Source organism: Butyrivibrio sp. VCB2006 (assembly GCF_000420945.1).
Taxonomy (GTDB): Bacteria; Bacillota; Clostridia; order Lachnospirales; family Lachnospiraceae; genus Butyrivibrio.
The window spans coordinates 54,072-80,132 of sequence record NZ_ATVX01000008.1 but is presented as its reverse complement, the minus strand read 5'-3'; the positions used below and the strand labels follow the sequence as shown (position 1 = coordinate 80,132).

The window sequence follows — 26,061 nt, the reverse complement described above, 5'->3', positions numbered from 1 at the left end:
CGGCTATGAAGTTACTTCGTAAATTTAAATTTTTAATGTTTTACATGCTTTTTATTGCATGTTTAGTGAAATGCGAATTCGATTTCTTAGTCATTTTCATATCCTTGTTTTGATGTAAATGTGCCGCCACGCCCCATTCTATGGTATAATATTGCATATATGTTTTGTTTTGGGGTGTGTCGTGAGAGAGATTGTTGATCAGCTGCTAAAGGGTAAATACTATTATGCGGAGAGAAATCTTGATTTCTCTACTTCCCGTGTTGAAATATCTCTAAGTGCAGGGGAAGTCGTAGAGGGCTCCTTTACTATCTTTGGGCCTGAAGACGGATTGCTTATAGGTGAAGTGTCATCTACTGAGATGAGAATGCAGGTCATCACAAGGGATTTTTCCGGAACACCTTATGAAGTATCTTATAGATTTAACGGTCTAGGCCTTGCCAAGGGCGATGTCCTGCAGGGCGACTTTAGAATAATATCTAATCAGGGAGAGTACTTTCTTCCTTTCGTTGTCACAGTGAGACTGGATCATATTGCGTCAAGTCTTGGTGACATCAAGAATCTATTCCATTTTGCAAATTTAGCTAAGACTGACTGGAGAGAGGCTGTTGACCTCTTTTATTCTCGTGAGTTCATTTCAATCTTCAGCGGAACCGAGGATTCCTATGAGAGCTTATACAGAGGGCTTTCTGAGATTCCCGGCAATGAGCAGAATGTGGAAGAGTTTCTGATATCTATCAACAAGAAGCAGCCAATGGCTTTTTTCCTGGATCAGAAGGAAATTGCAGTTGAGTTTACATCTTCGCTTAGGGAAATACCTGTCGTTATCACAAGAAACGGATGGGGTTATTCTGAACTGAAGGTTAGATTAGACGGAGATTTTCTGTATGTGGACAGGCAGGAAATACATGAGGATGACTTCGGAGGTTCCTCATGCCCGGTCAAAATCAAGATCCGCACAGATAAATTGCATGGTGGCAACAATTTTGGCAAGGTTATCTTTGAAAATGCTTTTACCAGCGTAGAGCTTCCTGTTACGGTGACAGTGAGCCTTGATGACAGACACCCCACAGTGGATTATCAGGAAAAGAAAAAGCTCACCGTGGAACTTGTCAAAGCCTACGAGAGCTTTAGCTGCAAAAAGATAACACCAAGGGCCTGGCTTTCTGAAACCGGGAAGATCATCACCAAGATGAACGCTCTGGATGAGAATGACCTGGAATTCAGGCTTTATACCGCTCATTATTACATTACAGCAGGAAGAGTCAATGAGGGAAAGTGGCTTCTTGACCAGATGGCAAGGGAAGTTGAGGATGCCCCAGGCGATACACTATACAGCTACTTCCTGTATCTGTCTACTCTCAGCAGTAGAGAAGATAGTTTTGTGAATGATATTTCCGAGAGAATGGAAGGGATTTTTAGAAGAAACCCCGACAACTGGCGAATAGCCTGGCTTCTTTTGTATATTTCCGAGGAGTATACTTCCTCAAGCCCCAGAAAATGGATGATGCTTGAAGAGCAGTTTTCCTATGGATCCAGAAGCCCGATTCTGTATCTTGAGGCAATGTCTCTTTTGAACGAGACACCCTCTATTCTGACAAGACTTGATGAGTTTGAACTTTATGTTCTTGAATATGGTGCCAAGAAGGGCACTATCAGCCTTAATCTTATTGACCAGATTGTATATCAGGCAGTCAGAGTGCGTAACTATAATGACAGACTTTTTAGGATCCTTAGAGCCTGCTATGAGATTAAGGGCAGCGATGATGTATTGGAAGCTTTGGTAGGTCTTTTGATAAAGGGAGGTCGAACCGATAAGGGCTCCTTTGAGTGGTATGCCAAAGGCGTTGAGAGAGAGCTGCGCATAACAAGGCTTTACGAATACTATATGATGGCCATTTATACTGATGAGGATGGGCTTCTTCCTTGCAAAATCAGCAAGATGGTTCTGATGTACTTCTCATATCAAAGTGATCTTGATTATGAAAAGAATGCGATTCTATACAGATATATCCATGAGACAAGGGAAGAGTATCCTGAGCTTTACGAATCCTACAAGCCTCAGATTGAGAAATATCTCATGGCTCAGCTTGATAAGGGCAGAATTAACAGGGATTTGGGATATCTTTACAAGAATCTTCTCACCAAGCAGATGGTAGATGCGGCCAATGCATCCAAGGTTTTAAGCGTCCTTCAGACTTCAGAGATCAAGACCGCTGACAAGAGGGTTAACTCGGTTTTGGTGGTCTATGACAAGTGTCAGAGAGGAATGAAATATCCGCTGACAGACGGAAAGGCCTATGTTCCGCTTTATGGAAGTGACTACTGCGTATTTTTGGCAGATCATGACGATAACAGGTATGCCAGCAGCATTCCTTACAGCAACGTCAAGATGATGCTTCCAGGAAAGCTTGCAAGCTACGCTATTCCATACATTCAGAAGGGCAAAGAGAACCTTGACCTGTTCCTGTCTGATCTTGGTAAAAATGCATATTCCATCACCATGGACAATGTGGGAAGATACAGAGATCTGGCGGCTTCTGAGCTTGTAAGAGAAAAATGCAGAAACGAGATCCGCAATAATCTTATAAGATTCTATTACGATAATGACTTTACAAGACAGCTTACAGAATATCTGGTGGACATTGATCCCTCCAAGCTTTCAAGGAGCGAAAGAGCTGAAATCCTGGAGCTTATTGTTATGGCAGGTCTGTATGAGAAGGCTCTTGACTGGGTTAAGACCTACGGAACCTTTGGAGTGGATCCCAAGACAATCCTTCGTCTCTGTGGCAGGATGATAGACAGGCAGCAGTATGAGGCTCAGCCTGCGGAGATAGAGATTGCGTACTTTGCCTTCTCCAACGGCAAATATGATGAGCAGCTTCTAACATATCTTGTTAAGTACTTTGAGGGAACCCTCAAGGAAGAGAGAAATATATGGAAGGCCGCTGAATCTTTTGGCCTTGATACCTATGTGCTGTGCGAGAGAATGCTGATACAGATGCTGTACACCGGCTCCTATGTTGGGGAAAAGATAGATATCTTCAAGGAGTATGTCAGAAATGGCGCCAATACTGATGTGGAAGTGGCATTCCTGACTCAGGGAGCTTATGATAGCTTTGTGATTGGCAAGGTTACGGACATATTCATATTTGAAGAAATTGCCAAGCTTTCTCTGGAGGGGATTCCTCTTCATGATGTATGTAAGCTTGCATATCTTAGATACTTTGCTACTGAGAAGAGCTCAGGGGAAGAGATAAACAGGAAGGCTGCAGCTTCCTTTATGAAGAGCCTTATGGGAAAAGATATTCATTTCCCATTCTACAAGGAGTATGAAGATCTTTTACCTGATATGATCCAGTTTGCTGATAAGACAATGCTGGAGTATAGGGCCAAGCCCGGAACTCACTGCGTAATCCATTACAGACTGGTGGGAGAAGCAGACAGTGAGTACAAGAAACGCGACATGCAGGAAATGTACGACGGGATTTTCGTAAGCAGCTTTGTTCTGTTCTTTGGAGAACAGCTTCAGTACTATATCACCGAAGAGGGCAAGGATAATGCTGAGGTGGCTACAGGAAGTGGAACTATAGCAAAGAGCGACATAGTCAAGAACATTGCAGGCAGCAGATATAGCATTATCAATGACATCATGATTGGTGAGACTCTTCAGGACTATGAGACGGTGGATAAGCTTCTTTTGGAGTATTACCACAAAAAGAACGTATGTGACAGCATTTTTACCGGCTATAGTAACACTGAAATTTATGATTGATACTGTGGATGCGAGGGTTTGTGCATCCATGAAATAATACGAGGAATGAGAAACAGGAATGCTATTTGGTAACTCAAATGAAAAACGCTTTGTGCTGGGATACGACCTTGGGGATAAGGTGTCGCAGATAAGCTTTTTAGCTTCTGATGCTGACATGCCCGAGACACTTTCAGTGCTGGCGGGAGCAGAACTTTATAATATTCCGACGGTTCTATGTAAGAGGAAGGACGTCAACCAGTGGTACTACGGAAAAGAAGCCGTACGCCATCTGGAGGATGGGGATTCTATCGCTGTAGACAACCTTGTTCAGGCAGCAAGAGATGGAAAGCCCGTGATGGTAGGGGATTCTGAGTATGACCCGATAGCTCTTTTGACATTGTTTGTAAAAAGAAGTCTATCCCTTCTGTCAATGGAGCTTAAGCTTGATATGGTAGAAGCTATCATGTTTACTACCAAATCTCTGGACCACAGAATGGTGCAGGTTTTAAATGCGGTTACAAGTGCTCTTGAGCTTAAAACTCAGAATATCTTTTACCAGAGCCACGAGGAGAGCTTTTACAATTATATGCTCTACCAGCCGGAAGAACTGATGCATCATGAAATTATTGCCTGTGACTATGATCTGGAAACCTTGCATGTGTATGAGATGAACCTTAATCCCAACACTACTCCTATCGTAGCTACAATAAATGTTTCAACCCATGATGATCTGAGGCTCGGTCCGGACGGATTTCCCAAGGATGCAGCTCTTTTCCACAAGACCTGTGACAGGCTGGATGATGAGTTCCTTAATATCATGCAAAAGATATGTGGGGAAAAGATTGTGTCGACTGTGTTCCTTCTTGGCGAGGGCTATAGGGAGAAATGGCCCAAGAGATCTCTTGAGTTTTTATGCAGGACAAGACGTGTATTTCAGGGAAATAACCTCTTTAGCAAGGGCGCAACTATTGCGGCAAGAGAGAGGATAAGGCCTTCTGAAGGGGCCGGAAAATATGTGTTCCTTGGAGAGGATAAGCTTAAATCCAATATCGGAATGAAGCTGTTAAAGTGTGGAACTGAAGCCTACCATGCTATTCTGGATGCAGGAGTTAACTGGTATGAAGCCCAGGCTCAGCTTGATATCTACGCGGATCCTTCAGGGGTCCTGGATATTGAGATCACGCCTCTTACAGGAAAGAGCCCCAAGGTGGTTCAGCTCTACCTTGATGGTCTTGAGAAAAGACCCAGAGGCACCACAAGACTTCGTCTCAATCTGACAATGAATGCGGTGGACGAGGTTTATATCAGAGTCCAGGATATGGGCTTTGGAGAATTGTTCCCGGCGACAAATAAAGTTTGGGAACAGGTTATTGAGTTATAAAAGGAGTTTTTATGGCTAAGCCAATTTTGTGCGTAGGCACCTATGCGAAAAAACCATATCATATAGATAAAATTGGCCGAAATGTGTATTGCATTGAGGAGCTGTGTTACCTTATCGTACAGAATGCATTTCTTTTGGATGAGGATAGTTTTGACAAGGAGCTTTTTGACTGGATTGCTGCCGAGTGCAGCCTGGACAGGCTGGCAGATGATCTTAGGAAAATGTATTCCAAGAAGTGCTCCATTGCGTCAATGGCTGGAACTATCCTTGATTATGTTGGCTACAATTCCAAGAAGGAAGTGGACAAGACTGAGGAAATTCTAAGGGCAAGTGCCGGTATGGACGATTACAAAAAGCGTCTTTCAAGAGCAGATTTCCTTATGAACAACGGCAGATACAGCATGGCCTTCAAGGAATATGAATACCTGTTGAACAACACTCCTGAGGTGGACAGAAAGCTCAGAGCAAGGATAGAGCACAACGAAGGAGTTATGTATGCCAAGCTCTTTTTGTTTGAAAGGGCTGAGAAGATGTTCATGCAGGCCTTCGAACATGGCAGGGACAGAGAGTCTTATATTCAGTATCTGGCAGCTATCAGGATGCGTCTTTCCAAGAGGGACTACGTGGCCTTTATCGCAGATAATGAGGATGCCTATGAAGCTTCACTTGAACTGGAAAAACGCATGAATGAAGCAGAGGATCTGTATTCAGCCAGTGATGACAAACATACTCTCGGCACTATTTCCGTATATAAGGCGGAGAGCAAGATGCACGAGTACTATGAGCAGGTAGGTAAACAGACAGAGGCACTTAAACTTGAGTATAGAAATCTTATAAAGGATAAGATTTCAGATTCACGAAGATAAAGTCATTTTTGATGGGGGAGAAAAAATGGGGTTTCTTCAGAACATTTTTGGTAAGATCCAGGATGATGAATGGGTCAAGCAGGCAGAGTTTGAGAATTGGAACGACATTGTCTATACCAGAAAAGAAATGGATATGGACGATCCTGTCCAGAGAAGAGAGTATATTGGAAGCTGCCTTCAGCAGATGGAGGAGGCTGCCAGAGAACTTGATGCTCTTGAACTTGAATATAATGACGTAACCAGTCATTTAAGGGATATTGACGAAATCAATTCCCTGCCCCCTGAGCAGAGGCTTGAAATCAATGAGCTTGCTCAAAAGATAATTGATTCTCAGACTCAGCAGGATAAGTTTGCCAAACGTAAGAGCAAAATGTCTGATGAAGAGTTTGAACATATGGAAAGACTGGAGTCTCAGGCCAAGGAAGGTGCCAAGAAGCTTTCCGAAGCAGAGGATTACCAGAAAAAAATCCGCAACGATCTAAAGCGTCTCGATAATGAACACGAGGCGTATCTATACAGAGAAGAGGAACTGGTTAATACCATAGAAAACAGCAAAAAGCTGATAATTACCATTGCTGTGGCACTGGGCTTTGTTATTCTGTTTCTTTTGATATTACAGTTTGTTCTTGAGCTGAATGTGGCCTATGGCTACATGATTTCAGTGCTCCTGGCTGCTATCGCAGTGACACTTTTATATGTCAACAGCACCAACTCCCTTGTGGAACTTAAGTCAGTCCGCAAGTCTATTTCAAGACTTATTATGCTTCAGAACCAGGTTAAGATAAGGTACGTTAACAATACTAACCTGATTGATTATCTATGCCTTAAGTACAGGGTATCTTCGTCAAAAGAGCTTACGAGTCTATACGATAGATATCTTAAGGAAGCTAAAGAAAGAGCTGAGCTTGAAGATGCTACCAAGAACCTTGATACAATCCAAAAGGATCTTGTGTTCATGCTAAGGCACTTTAGAGTTAAAGATCCTGAGATCTGGCTCCATCAGCCGGAAGGTCTTGTTAACCACAATGAAGAGGTTGAGATCAGGCACAGTCTCAATGTTCAGAGACAGTCTCTTAGAAAACGAATGGAGTACAACAGAGATGTGGTGGCAGGCAATGCCAAGCTTGAAATAGAAGATATGGCTAAACAGTATCCTAAGTACACTCAGGAAATACTGGACATGGTAAGCAGATATGAGGAGAAGTATCCGGACTAAAATGAGAGCGTATAAGTAATAGTTATAGGTGATTATAAGATGAGGGTATTTCACAACAGTCAAAATGTGATATATTATTAGTTCAAGTTAATAAACCGCAGGCAAACAGGCAGGCGGGTTGAGGAGGAAATAAAATATGAAAAAGAGATTATTTACATCAGTAGTTCTTGCAGCTGCTCTTTCATTCGGAGTACTTACAGGCTGCGGCAGCTCATCTGCTGAGACTACACAGGCACCTGCAAGCTCAGACGCAGGAGATAAGACAATCACAGTTGGAGCTACACCTGTTCCACATGCTCAGATCCTGGATAACATCGTTAAGGAAGTTCTTGCAGAGGATGGTTGGACCCTGGAAACAGTAGTATTTTCAGACTACGTACTTCCAAACACTTCCCTGGAGCAGGGAGAACTTGATGCCAACTACTTCCAGACACTTGGTTATATGAATCAGCAGAATCAGGATGCAGGACTTCACCTTGCAGCTGTAGCAGGTATCCACATTGAGCCAATGGGAATTTACTCAGAGAAGTATACTTCACTTGCTGATCTTCCAGATGGCGCATCAATCGGTATTCCTAACGATCCTGACAACGGACTTAGAGGTGTTGACCTCCTTGTTCAGAAGGGACTCCTTGTTTCTAACGGCGGCTTCGGAACAGATGCCAACTACACAGAGGATTCACTTACAAATGACAAGGAAGCAAATCCACACGGATATGTGATCACACCACTTGAGGCTGCAAGCCTTCCACTTTCACTTCCTGATCTTGATGCAGCTACAATCAATGGTAACTATGCCCTTGAAGCTGAGCTTCCTGCTAAGCATCCTGCACTTGATATCGAGTCATTTGATGAGGAGACAACCATTAAGAGAACTAACTTCCTTGTAGTTAAGCAGGGAAATGAGTCTTCAGAGAAGACACAGGCTCTTATTAAGGCTCTCCAGTCTGACAAGGTTCAGGCTTACATCGATGAGACCTACAAGGGTGCAGTAATCACATCATTTATTGATGCAAAGTAATATAACGGAACACAAGTAAAACAATTAGCCGATTAAACATAAAATGCCATAACTAATAGCCATAAAAATCCTACCTAAGAAAGGCACGCTGCTCATTCGTAGCGTGCCTTTCCATGTTAGAGCATTTTGTGATATACTTGTGCAGGTATTTTTTGAAATGCAGATATATTATAGGTTTTGAAAGTTGGAAGAAATGATACAGATTCAGAATGTAAAAAAATCCTTCAAAAAAACTGAAGTATTGAAGGATATCTCAATTGAAATCGAAAAGGGTGAGATCTACGGAATTATCGGTCAGTCCGGAGCAGGTAAGAGTACACTTCTTAGATGCATTAACGGCCTTGAGTCCTATGATGACGGCAGCATTCTTGTAGATGGTCAGAAGGTTGATATCAAGGACAAAAAGAACCTTCGACTTCTTCAGAAGAGAATGGGCATGATATTCCAGGGATTTAATCTTTTGGAGAGACTTGATGTATATCAGAATGTGGCTCTTCCTATGAAGTTCTGGGGAATCAATCCTAATACCAAAGAGTCCAAAGAGAAGATAGAAGGCCTCCTTCGCCTTGTTGGTCTTGAGGAAAAGATGCATGCCAAGCCAAGGGAACTTTCAGGAGGTCAGAAGCAGCGTGTAGCTATCGCAAGAGCATTGGTGCTTGATCCTGATTTCCTTCTTTGCGATGAGGCAACAAGTGCCCTGGATCCTGAGATTACAAGAGGAATTTTAGCTCTTTTGCAGAAAATCAACAAAGAGATGGGAATTACAATCGTAGTTGTAACTCATCAGATGGAAGTTGTTAAGCAGATCTGCCAGAGAGTAGCTTTCCTTAGTGACGGAAAAGTGCTTGCAGTTGGTAAGCCTGAGCAGCTCTTTATCTGGCCCAAGGAGCACGAGATTAGAGATTTCCTACGTGAGGAAAGTGATAAGCTTCCTACAACCGGTGTTAATCTTAAGCTCTTTTTCTTCGGAGAGGGCAATCAGAGACCTATCGTTACTATGATGTCTCAGGAGCTTGGTACTGATTTCAATATTTGCTGGGCTAAGCTTGAGGATTTCCGTGAGGATGTTTACGGAAGCCTTGTCCTTAATATGGAGGAAAAAGATTTGGAGAGGGCCTGCGCGTTCCTTGATGCACATGATGTAACCTGGGAAGTTGTAGGTAAATAATAAGTAGTGAAGCGAAGATACATTTCAGGTTGTTATGTGTCTTTTGGAGGAAATATAAATGTCTGGAATTTTAACATCAACCGGTATGACCGAGATTATATTGAACGCCTTTAAGCAGACTCTTTATATGGTGTTCTGGTCAACTCTTTTTTCTGTAATCCTTGGATTCATACCTGCTATAATACTTACGCTTACAGCTCCTGACGGACTTAAGCCAAACAAGATCGTATACGAGATTCTTAGCTTTATTGTAAATGTATTCAGAAGCTTTCCATTTATTATCTTGCTGGTAATCCTGATTCCGTTTACAAGATTTGTGGTAGGCAAGGCTATTGGAACAACTGCTTCTATCGTACCTCTTACAATATCTGCAATTCCTTATATTGCAAGAGTGTTTGAGACAAGCCTTCGTGAGACCAATCCGGGAGTTATTGAGGCTGCCAGATCCTTTGGGGCATCTAACTTCCAGATCCTTATGAGAGTATATGTAAAAGAGTCTATCCCTAGAATGCTCAACGGCGTAGTTCTTCTTATCATTTCTCTTATTGGATATTCAGCAATGGCCGGAACTGTCGGTGGCGGCGGTGTTGGTGATATTGCGATCAGATACGGATATCAGCAGTACAAGACAGATTACCTGATTGTATGTTCAATTATCCTTATTGCTTTTGTTCAGCTTATCCAGATGCTGGGCAACTATATGTATAAAAAGATGTCTTGATAATAATGACTGTTTGCAAGCTTTTTTCGATGATGAGAATGGCTTGCAGATAGTCATTTTTTTGTCCTATTTATGTGCAATATTTGCATTGTAATATGATAGGTCAAATGATATTATTCATGTTGTTGTGACACGGAAATTCATGTTAATGGGAGAGAGCGTATGAGCGATAACAGAACCGAGAGTTACAAGCGCCTGGGGGAAGAGTGCGGCGTCTTTGGAATGTATGATTTTGATGGGGGAGATGTGGCTGAGTCCATTTACTATGGACTTGTTTCACTTCAGCACAGAGGTCAGGAGAGCTGCGGTATTGCAGTTAGCGAGACAAACGGTCCTAAGGGTAAGGTTGTCAGCTACAAAGACATGGGCCTTGTTAATGAGGCATTTACGCCGGAACACCTGGATAAGCTTAAGGGTGATATCGGTGTCGGACACGTGCGCTATTCTACAGCGGGCAGCAGTACAAGAGAGAATGCTCAGCCCCTGGTTCTTAATTATGTAAAGGGTACTTTGGGCCTTGCCCACAACGGTAACCTTGTCAATGCACCAGAGCTTCGTAACGAGCTTGCTTATACCGGTGCGATCTTTCAGACTACAATCGACTCAGAAGTAATAGCATATCTTATCGCAAGAGAGAGACTTGTGACCAACTCGGTAGAAGAGGCTGTTGGTAGGGCTATGACCAAGATCAAGGGCGCTTACAGCCTTGTTATCATGTCTCCCAGAAAGCTTATCGGAGCAAGAGACCCATATGGTTTCAAGCCCCTTGTAATAGGAAGACGTGAGAACTGCTACGTTCTTGCATCAGAGACCTGTGCTCTTGATACAATCGGAGCTACCTTTATAAGGGATGTTGAACCCGGTGAGATTGTAACTATTTCTCCTGAATACGGAATCAGCAGCGATAAATCCATGTGCCTTCCCAAGAATCAGCATGCACGCTGCATTTTTGAATATATTTATTTCTCAAGACCTGATAGTACCATTGATGGTGTAAGCGTCTATGATGCCAGAATTGCTGCAGGAAGATTCCTTGCCAAGGATTCACCTGTGGAAGCTGACATGGTAGTTGGCGTTCCAGAGTCAGGTAATGTGGCGGCTCTTGGCTATGCCCTTGAATCAGGAATCCCTTACGGACAGGCTTTTGTCAAGAATTCCTACATTGGCAGAACCTTCATTAAGCCCAAGCAGAAGAACAGAGAATCCAGCGTTCAGGTTAAGCTTAACGCCTTAAAGAGCGCTGTTAACGGTAAAAGAATCATCATGATCGATGACTCTATTGTAAGAGGAACTACTTCAGACCGCATTGTGCGAATGCTTCGCGATGCCGGGGCCAAAGAGGTTCACATGAGAGTAAGTTCACCTCCATTTTTGTGGCCATGCTACTTTGGAACCGACGTTCCTGCAAGGGATCAGCTTATTGCCTACAACAGGAATGTAGATGATATCTGTAAGATAATAGGCGCAGATTCACTTGCTTACCTTGGAATAGAGAGACTTGAAGAGATGGTAGGCGGAAACCTTGGCATCTGCAAGGGATGCTTTACAGGTAAGTATCCTGTAGAGCCGCCAAGTGGGGATATTAGAGGTGAGTTTGAGCGATAACAACATTCCTAAGACGAAGATTGTTAATATATTAGGAAAAGACATCCGCGTTAAAAACTACATATGCTCAAGAGATGGTGGAGAATATCGGGAAAAGACCGGTCCGCTGCAGTTACAGCTGTCCATAATCCCTACAGAAATCTGCGGTTGCAATTGTTCTTTCTGCGCGGCGAAGGATTCCATGCATGGAAATACCCTGGATACAGGGAAGCTTGAAGATGTCCTTAGAAAGCTCAAAGAGGCAGATATTGTCAGGGGCATATCCATTACAGGCGGAGAACCCTTTACTGACATAGTGCTTCTTGATGAGATAGTCACCATGTGTTTCGAGCTCTTCGGAGATATGTTGGAGATGTCCATTAATACTAATGGAAGCGGATTGTCTCAGATGCACAAGATTAAGCGCCTTAAGGATATTGATACTATTCATATTAGTAGACATCATTATGATGATGCGGTTAATGCAGCTCTTTTTGCAGGGAAAGTTCCTACCAATTCTGAGTTAAAAGAAATAGTGAATAGCGTAAGCTTCAAGGATATCTTCGTCTTCAACTGCATCCTTATGAAGGACTTTATCGGTACGCGAGATGAATTCCACAAATTTATGGATTTCAATATAGAGATGGGAGTTCCCAAAACTGGCTTTATTACAGCCATGGAGGTGAATGACTTCACCAGGTCCCAGAGGGTGTCCTACGAGGATATCATTTCTAGAGATGATCAAAGGCTCCTTTTTACAAGATGCTATAGAGACTATGATATCTGCAGGTGCCAGGACGGTGTGTATACATCGCCAAATGGTGGAATTGCGGAGTTCTACGGTAGACAGACGCTTTTTGGAACTTATGATTATGTGAAGGGCTTTGTGTACGGTGCGGATAATCATTTGAGGACTGGATATACCGGGGACGTAATTATCTGAGAAACATATACCAGTATTTATAATAGGTTAGATTTATGAATGAAGACGAATTAATAGTGTTCCTGGATGAACTGATACAAAATAATAACACTGAGGGCGCGCAGCTTGCTATGGAGCAGCTTTGCCAGATACTGGACAGAAGCGGAATACAAAAGCCTTTGGTTGATAAGGTTAGGACTTTTATCAAATATGGTCCTGAAATGGGACAGCTCCATGACAGCCTCAAAAACGCCGGCTATGGCAGGAGTCTTACCATTGATGACATGAACGATGCCATCCAGCGCGGAAAGCGCAGAGAATATGCCGAAGAACAGGCGAGAAATCAGGGAAGGTGCTGATATGTTTAGTGGTGAACGAAGTGGCTTCCTTGTTTTGGACGATACGATTCTTTTGTACAAGGGACATGAATCAGAAATTGTGGTTCCGGGCCAGATAGATGGAAATAAGATCAGGACTATAGGCGCGGGGGCAATCAACAACAGGTCTAATATCAGCAAGATAGAGGTGTCAGAGGGAATTGAGACCATTGGGAAAAAAGGCTTGGGAGACATGTATGGCCTTCGAAAACTGGTACTTCCTCAGTCACTCAAGGAGATAGATTCCAGCTCCTTTGAAGGGGACGTTTTCCTTGATACCTTCAGGTTCAGGCTCAGGCTCGATGCGAACAGATACAATTCAATTCTTGCTGCCAGCTATGCTGACAATAACGGAAACAGAATAATTGACGGTATCCCAAGTGATATTTCTTCGCTGTCAGCTTTCAATGTGGGTCTTTATAAAAAGAACTTTGGACTGATTAAGCCCATCGCCAAGATTAACAGAGATGTAAGGCGAATATTTATTATGCCTGAATCCAAGGCTTTTTCTTACAATCTCATTGGCGGAGAGTCCGGAATTACCGAGGCCGATGATCTGATAGATAAAATAAGGGGAACCTTGGAGGGCTCCTACTTTAATCCTGTGGACAGTGAGGCTGAAAAGGTCAGTGATAATGCTCAGAGAAAGGGAGAGGACCTCAAGACAGGACTTGTTCTGGTTCCATATTTTGATGAGCGCAATGTGGATAGTAGTGATGGCTTTTATGAGCTTATGATAGAGCTTAAAGTCTGCAAGGCATACTGGATTTCAGTTCAGAGAGTCGTGGATAACGGAGTTTCTTATTTTACAAAGAGCTACTGTTACTACACCTCCAATCCAAGCTGCCCATATATAAGTCTTCCTACGGATAACTTTTATGATGAAAGGGGAGAACTTGTCAGCGGGTCACTTTTAGCTGCAAGGCTCCGTAGAAAAAGCAGATTCCTTAATATGATTTAAATATTTGTTTTGTTGGATTGGGAGTTAAGTTTTTAAATGGATTTATTTTGGTTTGGAATGTTTTTATATGGTGTTTTCGCCGTGATTGTTATTATTGCTCTTCGCAATGGTGATTCGGTCATCGGCGTTATTAAGCATGCCTATATAAAACTCATTGACAGAAGACCGGGGGAAATAGAAAAGCTTAATACCATATCCTTCAAGGCACTTCCTCCGGCTAACAAGAACAAGGCTCCGGCTCCGGTGAACTTACAGAGAAGGCCAACATCTTTTAACAGAACACATTCAAATACCGATGAGCCTATTTCCGTACCTGAGCCTCCGAAACCGATGATTACTTCTGATATTCAGAAGCAGATGATCGCTGACAATATTTTTGCCTTTAAAATGCAGCTTCTTAGGAAGTTCCCATTCTATGGCGATATTGTCATGAAACTTGAAATAGTAGAGGATGAGACAGTTCCTACAGCCTGCACCAACGGAAGGTATATTAGGTATAATCCAAACTTTTTTGCCTCTATGCCTAAGGCGCAGTACTGCTATGTTCTGATGCATGAGGTGATGCATGCGCTGCTATGCCATCCTACAAGAGTCGGAGACAGAAATCCAAGACTCTGGAATGTGGCCGGGGACTTTGTTGTTAACCATATGCTCAACACGCTGACACGAAGCTTCAAGCAAGGAGGAGTGGAAATTGAGCAGCCCTCCAGTGCACTGGTGCTTCCGTCATATGTCATGAACAGGCACAGCGTAGAGACCCTGTACAATGAGCTCCTTGAACAGAACAAGGACAATAAGAATGGCATTGCCAGGTATACATATAAGACTTACGGAACCAACACCAAGACCATGATCATGAAGCTTCCGGAAGATATGGTCATCACTGCAGGTCTTTCCGAAGCTGATAAAAAAGAAATTGAAGCAGCGATTAAGAATCTTTTAATGGAGTCAGGAGGTAAGCACGCCGGCACAGGAACCGGCGATGTCTGGATTCCTGAGGAACTACTGGTACGAAAAGACAGTAAGAAAATTCCCTGGAAGGTACTGCTTCAGGACTATCTGGAGGATGGCGAATACGGAGAGTATTCCTATTTTACCCCTGAGAGAAAGTATATTCATATGGACCTTATCCTTCCGGGCCCAGGAGAGCGAAATAGCGAACTGGGGGAAATCTGGGCCTTTATTGATGACTCAGGCTCTATCACCCCTGATCAGATGGGAGAGTTCCTGACTCAGCTATACAGAATCCTCAAGGAGTTTTCCGGAACTATGCATGTGGCCTTTTGGAACACTCAGGTTGATGCAGTTTACAGAAATATACAAAGCTACAAAGAGATAGATAACATCAAACCTAAGGGCTCGGGCGGAACAGACGTTAACTGCGTCTTTGAGTTTATGAAAAAAGAAAACATCAAACCGGAGATAATGCTGATTCTGACAGATGGTTATTACGGCAATCCCAAGGAAGAATATATTAAAAAGAGCCTTCGAAGAAATACCATTGTGGTCCTGACCGAGAATGGTGAGCAAAATATGGAAGATTGCAAGAAGATAGGCAAAGTGGCGTTCCTTGGGTGCGACAAAAAACAGAAATAAAAAAGATTGAAGGATAAAGATTATGACACTTAAAGATTTTCAGGCCTGCGTTGAGTTTAACATAGAGCATGGCATCAAGCATTCAATACTGGGACTTGGTGCTCCCGGTGTTGGTAAGAGCCAGATCATCAGACAGATCGGTAAAAAATATGGCTACAAGGTTATAGATATAAGACTTGCCCAGATGTCTGAGGTGGAGATCGGAGGTCTTATCTATCCTAACGAGGACAGAACCAAGACAAAGTGGCTCTCCCCGGAAATCCTTCCCGATGAGGAAAGAGATGGTAAGTATACGATACTTCTTTTGGATGAGATCACATCATGTCCTAAGCGCGTACAGGTAGCTGCATATCAGCTGATTCTTGATAGGAGGGTTGGACAATACACACTTCCTGACGGATGCGTAGTTGTAGCTCTTGGTAACAGAGAAGATGATGACGGCGTTTACATCAGACTTGCAGGACCTCTTGCAGACAGATTTGAGATTCACTACATTGATGTTGACTTCAACAGCTGGAAATACGATTTTGCCATTCCATTTGGAATTCATAATTATATAGTAGATTATCTTTCATTTAAGCCCGCAGCACTTCATAACCAAAGCGAGTCTTCAGATGAAATGGTATTTGCAACACCTCGTTCCTGGGAGAGAGTAAGCGATATCCTCAAGATTGATGATAATCTTAACAATCCTGTTGTTTGCCATAAGATCATCGGTAACGTAGGCGAGAGCGAAGGAACTCAGTTCATCAGATACGTCAAGAACCATTCCGGTCTTGTTTCTGTAGAAGAGTTTCTTGCGGGAAAAGACATAGATGAAAAGCCGGAAATGGTTTCTACCCTGGTCAATTCTCTGATGGATAAGGTGAATTTTGTTAGAAATAAGCAGTCCTTTGAGGAACTTGATGCAGGACAGAAAGAGATTTTGTCTAAGATAATTGGATCTCTTTTCCGCTTTAAGTCAGCTGAATACACTATAATGGGAATCAAGCAGCTCATGGAACTGAACAGGCCGGTCATAAAGAGCGCCTTTACCCAGTGTGATGATGCGAAAATTGATGAATTTCTTGAGAGACATGAAAGAGCCCTTGGTTTATAATAGATAAAGATTTTATATTTAGGAGGAGTTTTATGAGTACAGATCGTTACAGTAGCCCATTGTCAGAGCGTTATGCCAGCAAGGAGATGCAGTATATCTTTTCCCAGGATATGAAGTTCAGAACCTGGAGAAGACTGTGGATTGCCCTGGCAGAGATTGAGCATGAGCTTGGTCTTAATATCACTCAGGAGCAGATTGATGAGTTAAAGGCCCACAAGGATGACATCAACTATGAAGTTGCCATCGCTAGGGAAAAAGAGGTTCGTCATGATGTAATGAGCCATGTATACGCATACGGTCAGCAGTGTCCTAAGGCTAAGGGAATTATCCATCTTGGCGCTACAAGCTGCTATGTTGGCGATAATACAGATATTATTGTAATGACTGAGGCTCTTAAACTTGTTCGTAAAAAGCTCGTTAATGTTATTGCAGAGCTTTCTAAATTTGCAGATAAATATAAGGCTCAGGCTACCCTTGGATTCACACATTTCCAGCCTGCACAGCCTACAACAGTTGGCAAAAGAGCTTGCCTGTGGCTTCAGGATTTCACAATCGATCTTGAGGACCTTGACTACGTTCTTGATAATATGAAGCTTCTTGGCTCAAAGGGAACAACAGGAACACAGGCTTCTTTCCTGGAACTCTTTGACGGAGACCTTAGTAAGGTTGATAAGCTTGATCCAATGCTTGCTGAGAAGATGGGCTTTAAGGGCTGCATGGCAGTTTCAGGCCAGACCTACAGCCGTAAGATTGATATGAAGGTTATTAATGTTCTTGCAGGTATCTGCTCATCAGCTACCAAGATGGCACAGGACATCAGACTTCTTCAGCACCTTAAAGAGGTTGAGGAGCCATTTGAAAAGAGCCAGATTGGTTCATCAGCTATGGCTTACAAGAGAAATCCTATGAGAAGTGAGAGAATCTGCTCACTTTCCAGATATGTGATCGTTGATACACTTAACCCTGCTATTACAGAGGTTTCACAGTGGTTTGAGAGAACCCTTGATGATTCAGCTAATAAGAGACTTTCTATTCCGGAAGGATTCCTTGCTACAGACGGTGTCCTTGATCTGTGCCTCAATGTTGTAGACGGCCTTGTAGTATATCCTAAGGTTATCGAGAAACGCCTTATGTCTGAGCTTCCATTCATGGCAACAGAGAATATCATGATGGATGCTGTTAAGGCAGGCGGAGACAGACAGGAGCTTCACGAGAGAATCCGTGAGCTTTCCATGGAAGCCGGCAAGAATGTTAAGGTAGAGGGTAAGGATAACAACCTTCTTGAGCTCATTGCAGCAGACCCAGCATTCCATCTTTCTTTGGATGACCTTAAGGCTGCCATGGATCCTAACAAGTATGTGGGCTGCAGTGTTCATCAGGTTGAGAAGTTCCTCTCAGAAGTAGTGCAGCCAATTCTTGATGCTAATAAGGATGACCTTGGGGTTAAGGCTGAGATAAATGTGTAAGATAAAGGGATTCAAAGTCATGTAATGCTGTGCTTGCACAATGCATTACATGACCTTGAAGACCGAACGAACATGAGGAAAAAAGATACGCGAAGATTGAGCGGATCGATTTCCGAATGGTCGTAGGATTGCGAGAACAAAGTGAAGCAATCCGTATATCTTACACATATATAGGAGATAGTATATGAAAATAAAAGATATTTTAAGAGATAAAGAGGTAACTCTTTCATTTGAGGTATTTCCACCCAAGACAGATGCCGGCTATGAGGCAGTGGAGAAGGCAGCAGCTGAGATTGCAGCTCTTAAACCTGACTTCATGAGCGTAACCTACGGAGCAGGCGGCGGAACCAGTAAGAATACTGTTAACATCGCTGCTGACCTGCAGAATAAATACAATACTCCTGTCCTTGCTCATCTTACCTGCGTATCCTCAACCAAGGATTATGTAAAAGAGATGATCAAAGCCTACAAGGATAACGGTATAGAAAACATCATGGCTCTTCGCGGAGACATTCCCAAGGAAGGCCGTGTTTGCTATGACTATGACCATGCAACAGAGCTTATCTATGACATTAAGTCATTAGACCCAAGTATTTGCATTGGTGGAGCATGCTATCCTGAGGGACACGTTGAGTGTGCAAGACAGTCAGAGGATATTGAGCACCTTAAGGGCAAGGTCAATGCAGGCTGTGACTTCCTTACAACACAGATGTTTTTTGACAACTCAACTCTGTATCAGTTCCTGTATCGCATAAGAGAAAAGGGCATCGAGGTTCCTGTTCTTCCCGGAATCATGCCTATTACCAATGCCAAGCAGGTGGCAAGAAGCGTAGCTTTGTCCGGATCAACAATTCCTCAGAAGATGAAGGTTATGGTGGACAGATTCGCAGATGACCCTGAGAAGATGAAGGAAGCCGGAATCATCTACGCCAGCGACCAGATCATCGATCTGATTTCAAACGGTGTAAACCACATCCATGTTTATTCTATGAATAAGCCTGATATTGCAGCAGGAATCATGAGAAACCTGGCTACGATCATAAGATAATAATTTGAATTGAAATCTGTTACTCTTTTTTAACCAAATCAGAAAAGGGGTAGCAGATTTGCATTATATGAATAAAAGTTCTGTATTGTAACAATATGAAGACTATAATTGTTATTAGTATAAAGAATAGAAAAAAGTAGGGGATGCAAAATGAACGATCAGTTAAATAATCAAATGCAGGGGCAGCCTATTCCAAATGCTCAAATTCAGATTTCAGAGGAAGAATACCAGTATGCGCAGGAAGTAATCAAAAAGCTTTCCGATTACTATGATGCCAAGGTGGTTGGTCAGCAGCAGCTCAAGTTCTCACTTATCGGAGCTATTATTGCTGACGGACATATCCTTATTGAGTCGGTTCCGGGACTTGCCAAGACTACAGCTGCCAAGGCTATTTCAGATGCTGTTGACGGTAAGTTTGCCCGTATTCAGTGCACACCGGATCTGCTTCCTGGAGATATTATCGGTACCCAGATTTATAATCAGGCAAATGGCAAGTTTGAGACAATCCTTGGTCCTGTATTTGCAAACTTTGTGCTGCTGGATGAGGTTAACCGTTCAAGTGCCAAGACCCAGTCAGCCATGCTGGAAGCCATGCAGGAGAAGCAGGTTACTATCGGCGGAACAACCTATAGAATGCCAGAGGATATCTTTACTGTCATCGCTACTCAGAACCCTATAGAGCAGGAGGGAACATATCCTCTTTCCGAGGCTCAGACAGACAGATTCCTGATAAAAGAGGTAATTACATACCCACTCGCTTCAGAAGAAGTTGAGATCCTTAACAGAATGGAGAGCGGTGCAATAAATGCCACAACTCCACCTGTCCTTACCATCAAAGATGTTGATAAGGTTCAGGATATCTGCGAGAAGGTGTACGTTGACGAATCAATCAAGTGGTACATCTCAAGCATAGTAGTAGCATCCAGAAGAGCTAACCAGATCCAGGGATGTGAAGTTGGTAAATATGTGAGAATCGGTTGTAGCCCTCGTGCTTCAATTGCATTCCTCAAGATGGCCAAGGCTGTAGCTCTTATTCAGGGCAGAACCTATGTTATTCCTGACGATGTTAAGGCAGTTAGCCATCAGGTTCTTCGACACAGAATAGGCCTTAACTATTCAGCAGTTGCGGATAATGTCTCTATTGAACAGGTTATCGATGGTATTGTGGGTTCAGTTAAGACTCCTTGAGGAGGAAATCGAATACTATGCAGTTAGATTACGAGTATTTATCAAGGATAAGGCGAGCCGTATCTCTTTATACAAACCGCAAAACCTCAAATATTCTTGATGGAGACTTCCATTCAATTCATCGTGGCCGCAGCATGGAGTTTGATGATCTTAAGCTCTATTCCTTTGGTGATGATGTTCACGATATAGACTGGAAATCCTCCTCCAGAATGGGTGATATTCTCGTCCGCAGATACATGACAGACAGGCGTCACAATGTAATGTTTGTCTGCGACTGTGGTACCAAGATGCTTGGAGATTCCAAGGGCGGAGATGCCAAGAGAGAACTGGCCCTTATGACTTTTGGAACAATTGCATATATTACAGGCAGAAACGGTGCGGACTACGCCCTGGCTTATCCTGATGGAAATAAGTCAAGGATCAGTCTTTTCAGGTCAGGCCCTGAGCATATGGAAAAGCTTATATATGATCTGGAACAAAAGATTACTCTGGAGCATCAGACAACAGTTTATGACGTGTTAAATGAAATCATGAGCACAGTCAATAAGAGAATGATCATCTTTCTTATTACTGACATGGACGGCCTTAACAGACTTGACGGAAACATGCTCCGCGGTATTACCGCTGATCACGACCTTATGATCATCAATATAGAAGATTCCATGCTGACAAGCGATATAGCCTACGATACAGATATGTCCCTCTATGAGAGATTTTTCTTTTCCCATAACAAGAAGCTCCATGAGGAAGAAATCAGAATCCGCAAAGAGATTCTTGAAAAGGCGTCGGAGCTATGCAAGCAGAACAAGGTGGGACTTACCTGCATCAGCACGGAAGGCCAGATAATTGATGCAACTATAGATTTACTTGAAAGGTACAGACATGGTTACTACGGTTTCATTACAAGCGCCCTTTGAGTTTTATTTGTGGGTGGTTTTAATTGCAATTGCTATGCTGGCTGGGGCTATTGTTACTGCTCTTTATGTGGCCAAAAAGCTCTTTAAGATCGAGGGCTTCTTTAAAAAGAAAAATCCGGCACTTCACATTCCGCCGGCTAAAAAGCTTTTTGAGATCAAAAATGATTACACTGCTCAGATGGAGCGCCTGGCAGCCACTTATGCCAATAGTCAGATTGACAAAAGAGCTGCTTATCAGAAGCTAAGCCTTCTGATCAGAGGATTTGTTCATGACGCAACAGGGCTTAATGTTGAGAACTTTACTAAGAGCGAGATCAAGGCCTTTGGTATAAGACAGCTGGACAGACTTATGGAGGAGTACTATGTTCCTGAGTTTGCCGAGGATGAGAGAGCAAGAGACAAGGACTTTATGAGCTCATGTAATAAAGCTTTAGGGGTGGTTAGAGCATGGAGCTGATGAATAAATGGGCGATTTTCGTTGGGATTGTAGGAGCTGTCTTCGTGATAGCTGTTTCGTTATTCTTTAAGCTTGGTGGCAAAGAAAAGTACGTTTCTGGCACCAAGGTTTCGAACACATCCCTTCTGAAATCAACAAAACTATATAAGAGCCTCAATATAAGGTTCAATATACTGCGAGGCATCCTGGCCATAGGCATGATCGGTAGCCTTCTGGCTTCATTGGTGCTGGTAGCAAGACCATACAAGAACCAGGATGTTTATACTGGGGTCAAGAAAAGAGATATCATCATCTGCATGGACGTTTCATACTCACTGTACGATCTTAATGCAGAACTTACGGATTACCTCAAGGGCGTTGTAAAGGGCCTTGCAGGGGACAGGATTGGAATCAATATCTTTAACACATCAACTGTTACCTACGTGCCTCTTACAGATGACTATGACTACGTGGCCCAGAAGCTTGATGATCTGTATGATTACTTCGTTATGCAAAAAGAGCTGTATACACAGATTTACGATGTGTATGGCTATGAATATTACTTATATCCTGACAATGTGCAGAAGTGGCATGATGAACTCAGGGAAAAACTTGAGTACTATGATGCGGGAACGCTGCTTAATAACAATAACCGAGGATCTTCGCTGATAGGAGAAGGTCTTGGAACAGCGCTTTACTCTTTTCCTTATATAGAAGATGCAGAGCGCACCAGAGTCATTATCATGAGCACGGACAACGAGCTCAATGCCTTCGCAGGTCAGATCATGAATCTGGATGAGGCGTCTACCTACTGCAAGAACAAGAATGTTACATTGTTTGCTATTTTCCCTGCCAGGGAAGTTTTCTATGATCCGGAGCACTACGACTACGATACCTGCATGAACCAACTGGAGAAAGCAGCTAATAAAACAGGAGGGCTTTTGTATGTGAGAACTGATGACCTTCCGGTTTCTGCAATTGTTCAGGATATTCAGAGGCAGGAGGTTATGCTGGTCAACATGGTAATGACCAGAGAAACTCAGGATATGCCGCAGACTCCCTTTATAGCATTATTTATTTGCCTCGCATTTACCTGTGCGGCAGGATTGGTGTTACAGAAATGAAGATGAGACCTATTTTACCACCTGGCCTGATGCTGCTGGTTTTTGCCATCTTTATGGTGCTGACAGTATTTATCATAGCCAGGAATAAGACTAGTTTAATAGAAAAAGCAGGCTCCATAGGTAGAATGGCAGTTATTTATCTGCTGGTTCTCATAATAGGCCTTAGACCTGTGACCATCAGAACGGACTACGAGTTTGCCACCAAGAACCTTGATGTTCTATTTGTAATCGACGGAACCCTCAGTATGTGGGCCCTGGATTACAACGGACGTGAGGAGAGAATGGAGGGTGTTAAGCAGGACGTAAACTTCATCCTGTCAGAGCTTGCAGGCAGTAACTTTGGACTTGTGACCTTTGATGACACCGCCCACGTTCTGTCTCCTTTTACTCAGGACCTTAAGTACATCTCAGATATGGTGGATGTAATGGCAACTCCGGAGACCTACTATTCTTCCGGATCTAACCTTGCAACCCCATACAAGGACATGGAGGCGCTACTTCTATCCTCCAATAAAAAAGAGAACCGGAAGACCATAGTTTTTTTCCTAAGCGATGGAGAAGTAACTAACGACAGTCTGGAGGGCTCCTATGAGGAGTTTGCCCAGTACATCGATGCAGGCGCGGTTCTTGGCTACGGCTCTGAAGCCGGCGGCAAGATGAAGGAATATCATAGCTATGTCTACGACTATGATACTCACGATGACGCCATCTCCAGGATCGATGAGGAGAATTTGAAGCGAATTGCTAATGAAATGGGCGTTCAGTACATGAACATGAATGGGGGCAACACAGCCCTTACAGGCCTCATCGAGATGATAAAAGAGCAGAGCGCCACCGTGGTTGAGCAGGCAGACGGCGCAGAAAGGTATGTGGATACCTACTATTACTATGCGGCTGTTCTGGCAGCTATGCTGATCCTCGAGACTGCGGTGTTTATCAGGAAGGGAAGGCTGTGAACTTAATCAGGATCATATCTATCAGGTAAATATGATATGAAGGAATTACAAGATATGTTATCTGAGATAGAATTGAAAGGACATAAGTATGGACTTCAAGAAAATTCCAATTAAGATATATGGATTAATAGTGCTGGCAGTTGTTCTTGCAGTACTTGCAGGGATTTTGACCACGCGAATACTGGTTAATCACTCCTTTGTTAAGGCTTATAACAAGGGAGATTATCAGACCCAGAAAGAGGAATCTCTTTTGGTGGGTAATGTGCCTGAAGGATATCTTCCTTATTATAATCTCGGAAATGTTGCCTTCGAAAGAAAGGATTATAACAGTGCAATCGGATACTACAATAAGGCCCTTGAGCGCTATCCTGTAGGGAAAAAAGAGTGCGACATTCGAATCAACCTTGCTCTTGCCATGTGCTACAGCATCGATTTTGATGCTCTCACAACCCAGGAGGCCCTTGATACAGCGCAGCTTATTCTCATCAAGGCCAGGGACATTCTTCTTGAGAACAACTGGGCTACAGATAACGGTGTGGGTCACAGAGATGATGATGCCCAGCAGCTCAAAGAGGACATTGACCGTATGCTGGAACAGCTCCAAAACAAGAATGGCGACCAATCCCAGGATGATGACGAAAACGCCCAGCAAAAGGACGATAATAAAGGCCAGAATTCTGACGGCTCTGACCAGTCCAAGAATAACTCCGAAAAGGAAAAACGCCAGAAAGATAAACTGGACAAGAATAAAAAGAATGCCATGGAAGAGCGCCAAAAAGATCAGGACTTCCTTGATAAATACGGCAATTATGGCAACGATGAAAACGGCAACGAAGTAGGCGGCGGTGGAAGCTATAAGCCATGGTGAATATGAACTTCCGGGTGGTTACTACATGTAATTACTCGGAAGTTTTTTTATTTGAACTTTTAGGCATGTGCTATGGAAAATAATGTTTATCAACAAATGTAAAATAGCAAACTTTTTAAGATTTTCTTAATGTTGAACTCATTATATTTACATTTCTTTTCCTAAATGATAGTCTGTAGGTCGTACTGCTCCAGTCGGAGCAATCGGTTAACGCAGCATATAGTCACTGCGTAAATGTGATTACAGTCAGTAGTCATATTTTCCCAACAAATAATAAAAAATATGATAGTATTAATGTAGTCTAGAAGTACGTCTTTTCTGCATTAGTGCGGAAAGGATGTGAATAATTGGGAATCAAGAGAAGAAAATTAGTATTTAAGAAACTAAGATGGCCATGGGCTAACAGGAAGTACAAGGATACTGTGTTTAGGCTCCTGTTTAAGGAGGATAGGAAAGCGCTTCTGGATCTATATAATGCAATTAACCATTCGCATTATAACAATCCGGATGAACTTATCGTCAACACTTTGGACAATGCCATATTTATGGGGATGCACAATGACCTGTCATTTATCATTGACACCCACCTTAATATTTATGAGCATCAATCTACGAAGTGCCCTAACATACCACTTAGGTGTCTCTTCTATGTTAGCAGCTTGTATTCACAGCTAATTGATGAGGACAAGATCTATGGAGATAGCCGAATTAGCATTCCTGAGCCACATTTCGTAGTATTCTACAATGGTACAGATGAGATGCCAGAGGAAATGACATACCGTCTGTCAGAACTCTATGAGAGTTGCTCTGATTCTCCGGATCTCGAACTTACCGTAAAGGTGCTCAATATCAATCACGGTATGAACAACGACCTGATGCATAGCTGTCAGAAACTCAACGAATACTCATTGTATGTGGCTAAAGTCAGGGAATACTCTCAGACACTGTCTCTTACTCAGGCAGTTCAAAGAGCCATTGATTATTGCATTGATCATGATATCCTTAAAGATTTCTTGATAAAAGAGAGAAAGGCGGTCATTATGTATAGTTTGTATGAATATAATAAAGCTGGTCATATGAAAGCCATCAAGGAAGAATCATTTGAGCAAGGGCGTAGTGAAGGAAGAGAAGAAGTCAGAGATGAGCTGACACCCATTATTGAGGAGAAAGATGCAGTCATTGCTAGCAAAGATGCAACTATTGCAGACAAAGATGCCACTATTGCAACCAAAGACGCTACAATTGCGGAACTTCAAGCCAAAATCAAAGAGTTGGAGAACAATAAGAATTAAGATTTTTTTCCATATAGAAATAACTCAATTATGCCGATACATATCTTGAAACCATGTAATGTCAACAACTATCAATTCGTATCCAAGAAACGGATGTCTGGGA

22 protein-coding genes are annotated in these 26,061 nt (G+C 42.8%); all 22 read left to right on the top strand.

What is annotated here, in order from left to right; all coding sequences use genetic code 11:
* Positions 1-181 precede the first annotated feature (181 nt).
* The 22 genes from G613_RS0109450 to G613_RS0109345 all read left to right on the top strand — a co-directional run bounded on the left by G613_RS0109450 (position 182) and on the right by G613_RS0109345 (position 25,958).
* Complete coding sequence (locus G613_RS0109450; protein ID WP_029232433.1) at positions 182-3,772, top strand: DUF5717 family protein; 3,591 nt, start codon at positions 182-184, stop codon at positions 3,770-3,772.
* Between the two features lie 58 nt (positions 3,773-3,830).
* Positions 3,831-5,132 carry a DUF5716 family protein gene (locus G613_RS0109445; protein ID WP_029232432.1) on the top strand — a complete coding sequence of 434 codons (1,302 nt, stop codon included), beginning with the start codon at positions 3,831-3,833 and terminating at the stop codon, positions 5,130-5,132.
* Between the two features lie 11 nt (positions 5,133-5,143).
* Positions 5,144-5,998 carry a hypothetical protein gene (locus tag G613_RS0109440; protein WP_029232431.1) on the top strand — a complete coding sequence of 285 codons (855 nt, stop codon included), beginning with the start codon at positions 5,144-5,146 and terminating at the stop codon, positions 5,996-5,998.
* A 25-nt stretch (positions 5,999-6,023) separates the two neighbouring features.
* Entirely contained in the window at positions 6,024-7,214 is a 1,191-nt protein-coding gene (locus G613_RS0109435) for a hypothetical protein (protein WP_029232430.1), read from the top strand.
* Between the two features lie 136 nt (positions 7,215-7,350).
* Positions 7,351-8,235 carry a MetQ/NlpA family ABC transporter substrate-binding protein gene (locus G613_RS0109430; protein ID WP_029232429.1) on the top strand — a complete coding sequence of 295 codons (885 nt, stop codon included), beginning with the start codon at positions 7,351-7,353 and terminating at the stop codon, positions 8,233-8,235.
* A 193-nt stretch (positions 8,236-8,428) separates the two neighbouring features.
* The gene (locus G613_RS0109425; RefSeq protein ID WP_029232428.1) at positions 8,429-9,403 is read left to right on the top strand and encodes a methionine ABC transporter ATP-binding protein; all 975 of its coding nucleotides are present in this window, start codon (positions 8,429-8,431) and stop codon (positions 9,401-9,403) included.
* Between the two features lie 58 nt (positions 9,404-9,461).
* The gene (locus tag G613_RS0109420; protein WP_330361456.1) at positions 9,462-10,124 is read left to right on the top strand and encodes a methionine ABC transporter permease; all 663 of its coding nucleotides are present in this window, start codon (positions 9,462-9,464) and stop codon (positions 10,122-10,124) included.
* A gap of 162 nt (positions 10,125-10,286) precedes the next feature.
* Complete coding sequence (purF, locus tag G613_RS0109415) at positions 10,287-11,729, top strand: amidophosphoribosyltransferase (protein WP_029232426.1); 1,443 nt, start codon at positions 10,287-10,289, stop codon at positions 11,727-11,729.
* Positions 11,719-12,651, top strand: a complete 933-nt coding sequence (locus G613_RS0109410; RefSeq protein ID WP_029232425.1) for a radical SAM protein — start codon at positions 11,719-11,721, stop codon at positions 12,649-12,651. Before purF ends, G613_RS0109410 begins: the two co-directional genes overlap by 11 nt.
* 35 nt (positions 12,652-12,686) lie before the next feature.
* The gene (locus G613_RS0109405) at positions 12,687-12,989 is read left to right on the top strand and encodes a hypothetical protein (RefSeq protein ID WP_029232424.1); all 303 of its coding nucleotides are present in this window, start codon (positions 12,687-12,689) and stop codon (positions 12,987-12,989) included.
* A 1-nt stretch (position 12,990) separates the two neighbouring features.
* Entirely contained in the window at positions 12,991-13,968 is a 978-nt protein-coding gene (locus G613_RS0109400; protein ID WP_029232423.1) for a leucine-rich repeat protein, read from the top strand.
* A 36-nt stretch (positions 13,969-14,004) separates the two neighbouring features.
* Positions 14,005-15,564, top strand: coding sequence for a vWA domain-containing protein (locus tag G613_RS0109395; protein WP_029232422.1), 1,560 nt, complete (start codon positions 14,005-14,007; stop codon positions 15,562-15,564).
* Between the two features lie 22 nt (positions 15,565-15,586).
* Positions 15,587-16,663 (top strand): AAA family ATPase, encoded by a 1,077-nt coding sequence (locus G613_RS0109390; protein WP_029232421.1) that lies wholly within the window; start codon positions 15,587-15,589, stop codon positions 16,661-16,663.
* 32 nt (positions 16,664-16,695) lie between these two features.
* A complete protein-coding gene (gene purB, locus G613_RS0109385; RefSeq protein ID WP_029232420.1) occupies positions 16,696-18,129 on the top strand; it encodes an adenylosuccinate lyase in 1,434 nt (477 codons plus the stop codon).
* A gap of 184 nt (positions 18,130-18,313) precedes the next feature.
* Complete coding sequence (metF, locus tag G613_RS0109380) at positions 18,314-19,177, top strand: methylenetetrahydrofolate reductase [NAD(P)H] (protein ID WP_029232419.1); 864 nt, start codon at positions 18,314-18,316, stop codon at positions 19,175-19,177.
* Between the two features lie 150 nt (positions 19,178-19,327).
* Complete coding sequence (locus G613_RS0109375) at positions 19,328-20,365, top strand: AAA family ATPase (RefSeq protein WP_029232418.1); 1,038 nt, start codon at positions 19,328-19,330, stop codon at positions 20,363-20,365.
* Positions 20,366-20,382: 17 nt separating this feature from the next.
* Positions 20,383-21,282, top strand: a complete 900-nt coding sequence (locus G613_RS0109370) for a DUF58 domain-containing protein (protein WP_029232417.1) — start codon at positions 20,383-20,385, stop codon at positions 21,280-21,282.
* Positions 21,283-21,289: 7 nt separating this feature from the next.
* Entirely contained in the window at positions 21,290-21,739 is a 450-nt protein-coding gene (locus G613_RS0109365; RefSeq protein WP_029232416.1) for a hypothetical protein, read from the top strand.
* Complete coding sequence (locus G613_RS0109360; RefSeq protein ID WP_029232415.1) at positions 21,730-22,842, top strand: hypothetical protein; 1,113 nt, start codon at positions 21,730-21,732, stop codon at positions 22,840-22,842. The genes G613_RS0109365 and G613_RS0109360 overlap by 10 nt, the downstream gene beginning before the upstream one ends.
* On the top strand, positions 22,839-23,798 hold the full coding sequence (locus tag G613_RS0109355) for a vWA domain-containing protein (protein ID WP_029232414.1): 960 nt from the start codon (positions 22,839-22,841) through the stop codon (positions 23,796-23,798). Before G613_RS0109360 ends, G613_RS0109355 begins: the two co-directional genes overlap by 4 nt.
* An 88-nt stretch (positions 23,799-23,886) precedes the next feature.
* Complete coding sequence (locus G613_RS0109350; protein WP_029232413.1) at positions 23,887-24,666, top strand: tetratricopeptide repeat protein; 780 nt, start codon at positions 23,887-23,889, stop codon at positions 24,664-24,666.
* A 347-nt stretch (positions 24,667-25,013) separates the two neighbouring features.
* Complete coding sequence (locus tag G613_RS0109345; protein ID WP_051151058.1) at positions 25,014-25,958, top strand: hypothetical protein; 945 nt, start codon at positions 25,014-25,016, stop codon at positions 25,956-25,958.
* Positions 25,959-26,061 lie beyond the last annotated feature (103 nt).

What these genes read in the sequence shown, in the direction of transcription:
- G613_RS0109355 (WP_029232414.1), top strand. Translation starts at nt 22,839, where the DNA reads ATGAAGATGAGACCTATTTTACCACCTGGCCTGATGCTGCTGGTTTTT.
- G613_RS0109375 (WP_029232418.1), top strand. Translation starts at nt 19,328, where the DNA reads ATGAACGATCAGTTAAATAATCAAATGCAGGGGCAGCCTATTCCAAAT.
- G613_RS0109435 (WP_029232430.1), top strand. Translation starts at nt 6,024, where the DNA reads ATGGGGTTTCTTCAGAACATTTTTGGTAAGATCCAGGATGATGAATGG.
- G613_RS0109350 (WP_029232413.1), top strand. Translation starts at nt 23,887, where the DNA reads ATGGACTTCAAGAAAATTCCAATTAAGATATATGGATTAATAGTGCTG.
- G613_RS0109400 (WP_029232423.1), top strand. Translation starts at nt 12,991, where the DNA reads ATGTTTAGTGGTGAACGAAGTGGCTTCCTTGTTTTGGACGATACGATT.
- G613_RS0109425 (WP_029232428.1), top strand. Translation starts at nt 8,429, where the DNA reads ATGATACAGATTCAGAATGTAAAAAAATCCTTCAAAAAAACTGAAGTA.
- G613_RS0109360 (WP_029232415.1), top strand. Translation starts at nt 21,730, where the DNA reads ATGGAGCTGATGAATAAATGGGCGATTTTCGTTGGGATTGTAGGAGCT.
- purF (WP_029232426.1), top strand. Translation starts at nt 10,287, where the DNA reads ATGAGCGATAACAGAACCGAGAGTTACAAGCGCCTGGGGGAAGAGTGC.
- G613_RS0109445 (WP_029232432.1), top strand. Translation starts at nt 3,831, where the DNA reads ATGCTATTTGGTAACTCAAATGAAAAACGCTTTGTGCTGGGATACGAC.
- G613_RS0109405 (WP_029232424.1), top strand. Translation starts at nt 12,687, where the DNA reads ATGAATGAAGACGAATTAATAGTGTTCCTGGATGAACTGATACAAAAT.
- G613_RS0109390 (WP_029232421.1), top strand. Translation starts at nt 15,587, where the DNA reads ATGACACTTAAAGATTTTCAGGCCTGCGTTGAGTTTAACATAGAGCAT.
- G613_RS0109440 (WP_029232431.1), top strand. Translation starts at nt 5,144, where the DNA reads ATGGCTAAGCCAATTTTGTGCGTAGGCACCTATGCGAAAAAACCATAT.
- purB (WP_029232420.1), top strand. Translation starts at nt 16,696, where the DNA reads ATGAGTACAGATCGTTACAGTAGCCCATTGTCAGAGCGTTATGCCAGC.
- G613_RS0109430 (WP_029232429.1), top strand. Translation starts at nt 7,351, where the DNA reads ATGAAAAAGAGATTATTTACATCAGTAGTTCTTGCAGCTGCTCTTTCA.
- G613_RS0109370 (WP_029232417.1), top strand. Translation starts at nt 20,383, where the DNA reads ATGCAGTTAGATTACGAGTATTTATCAAGGATAAGGCGAGCCGTATCT.
- G613_RS0109395 (WP_029232422.1), top strand. Translation starts at nt 14,005, where the DNA reads ATGGATTTATTTTGGTTTGGAATGTTTTTATATGGTGTTTTCGCCGTG.
- metF (WP_029232419.1), top strand. Translation starts at nt 18,314, where the DNA reads ATGAAAATAAAAGATATTTTAAGAGATAAAGAGGTAACTCTTTCATTT.
- G613_RS0109420 (WP_330361456.1), top strand. Translation starts at nt 9,462, where the DNA reads ATGTCTGGAATTTTAACATCAACCGGTATGACCGAGATTATATTGAAC.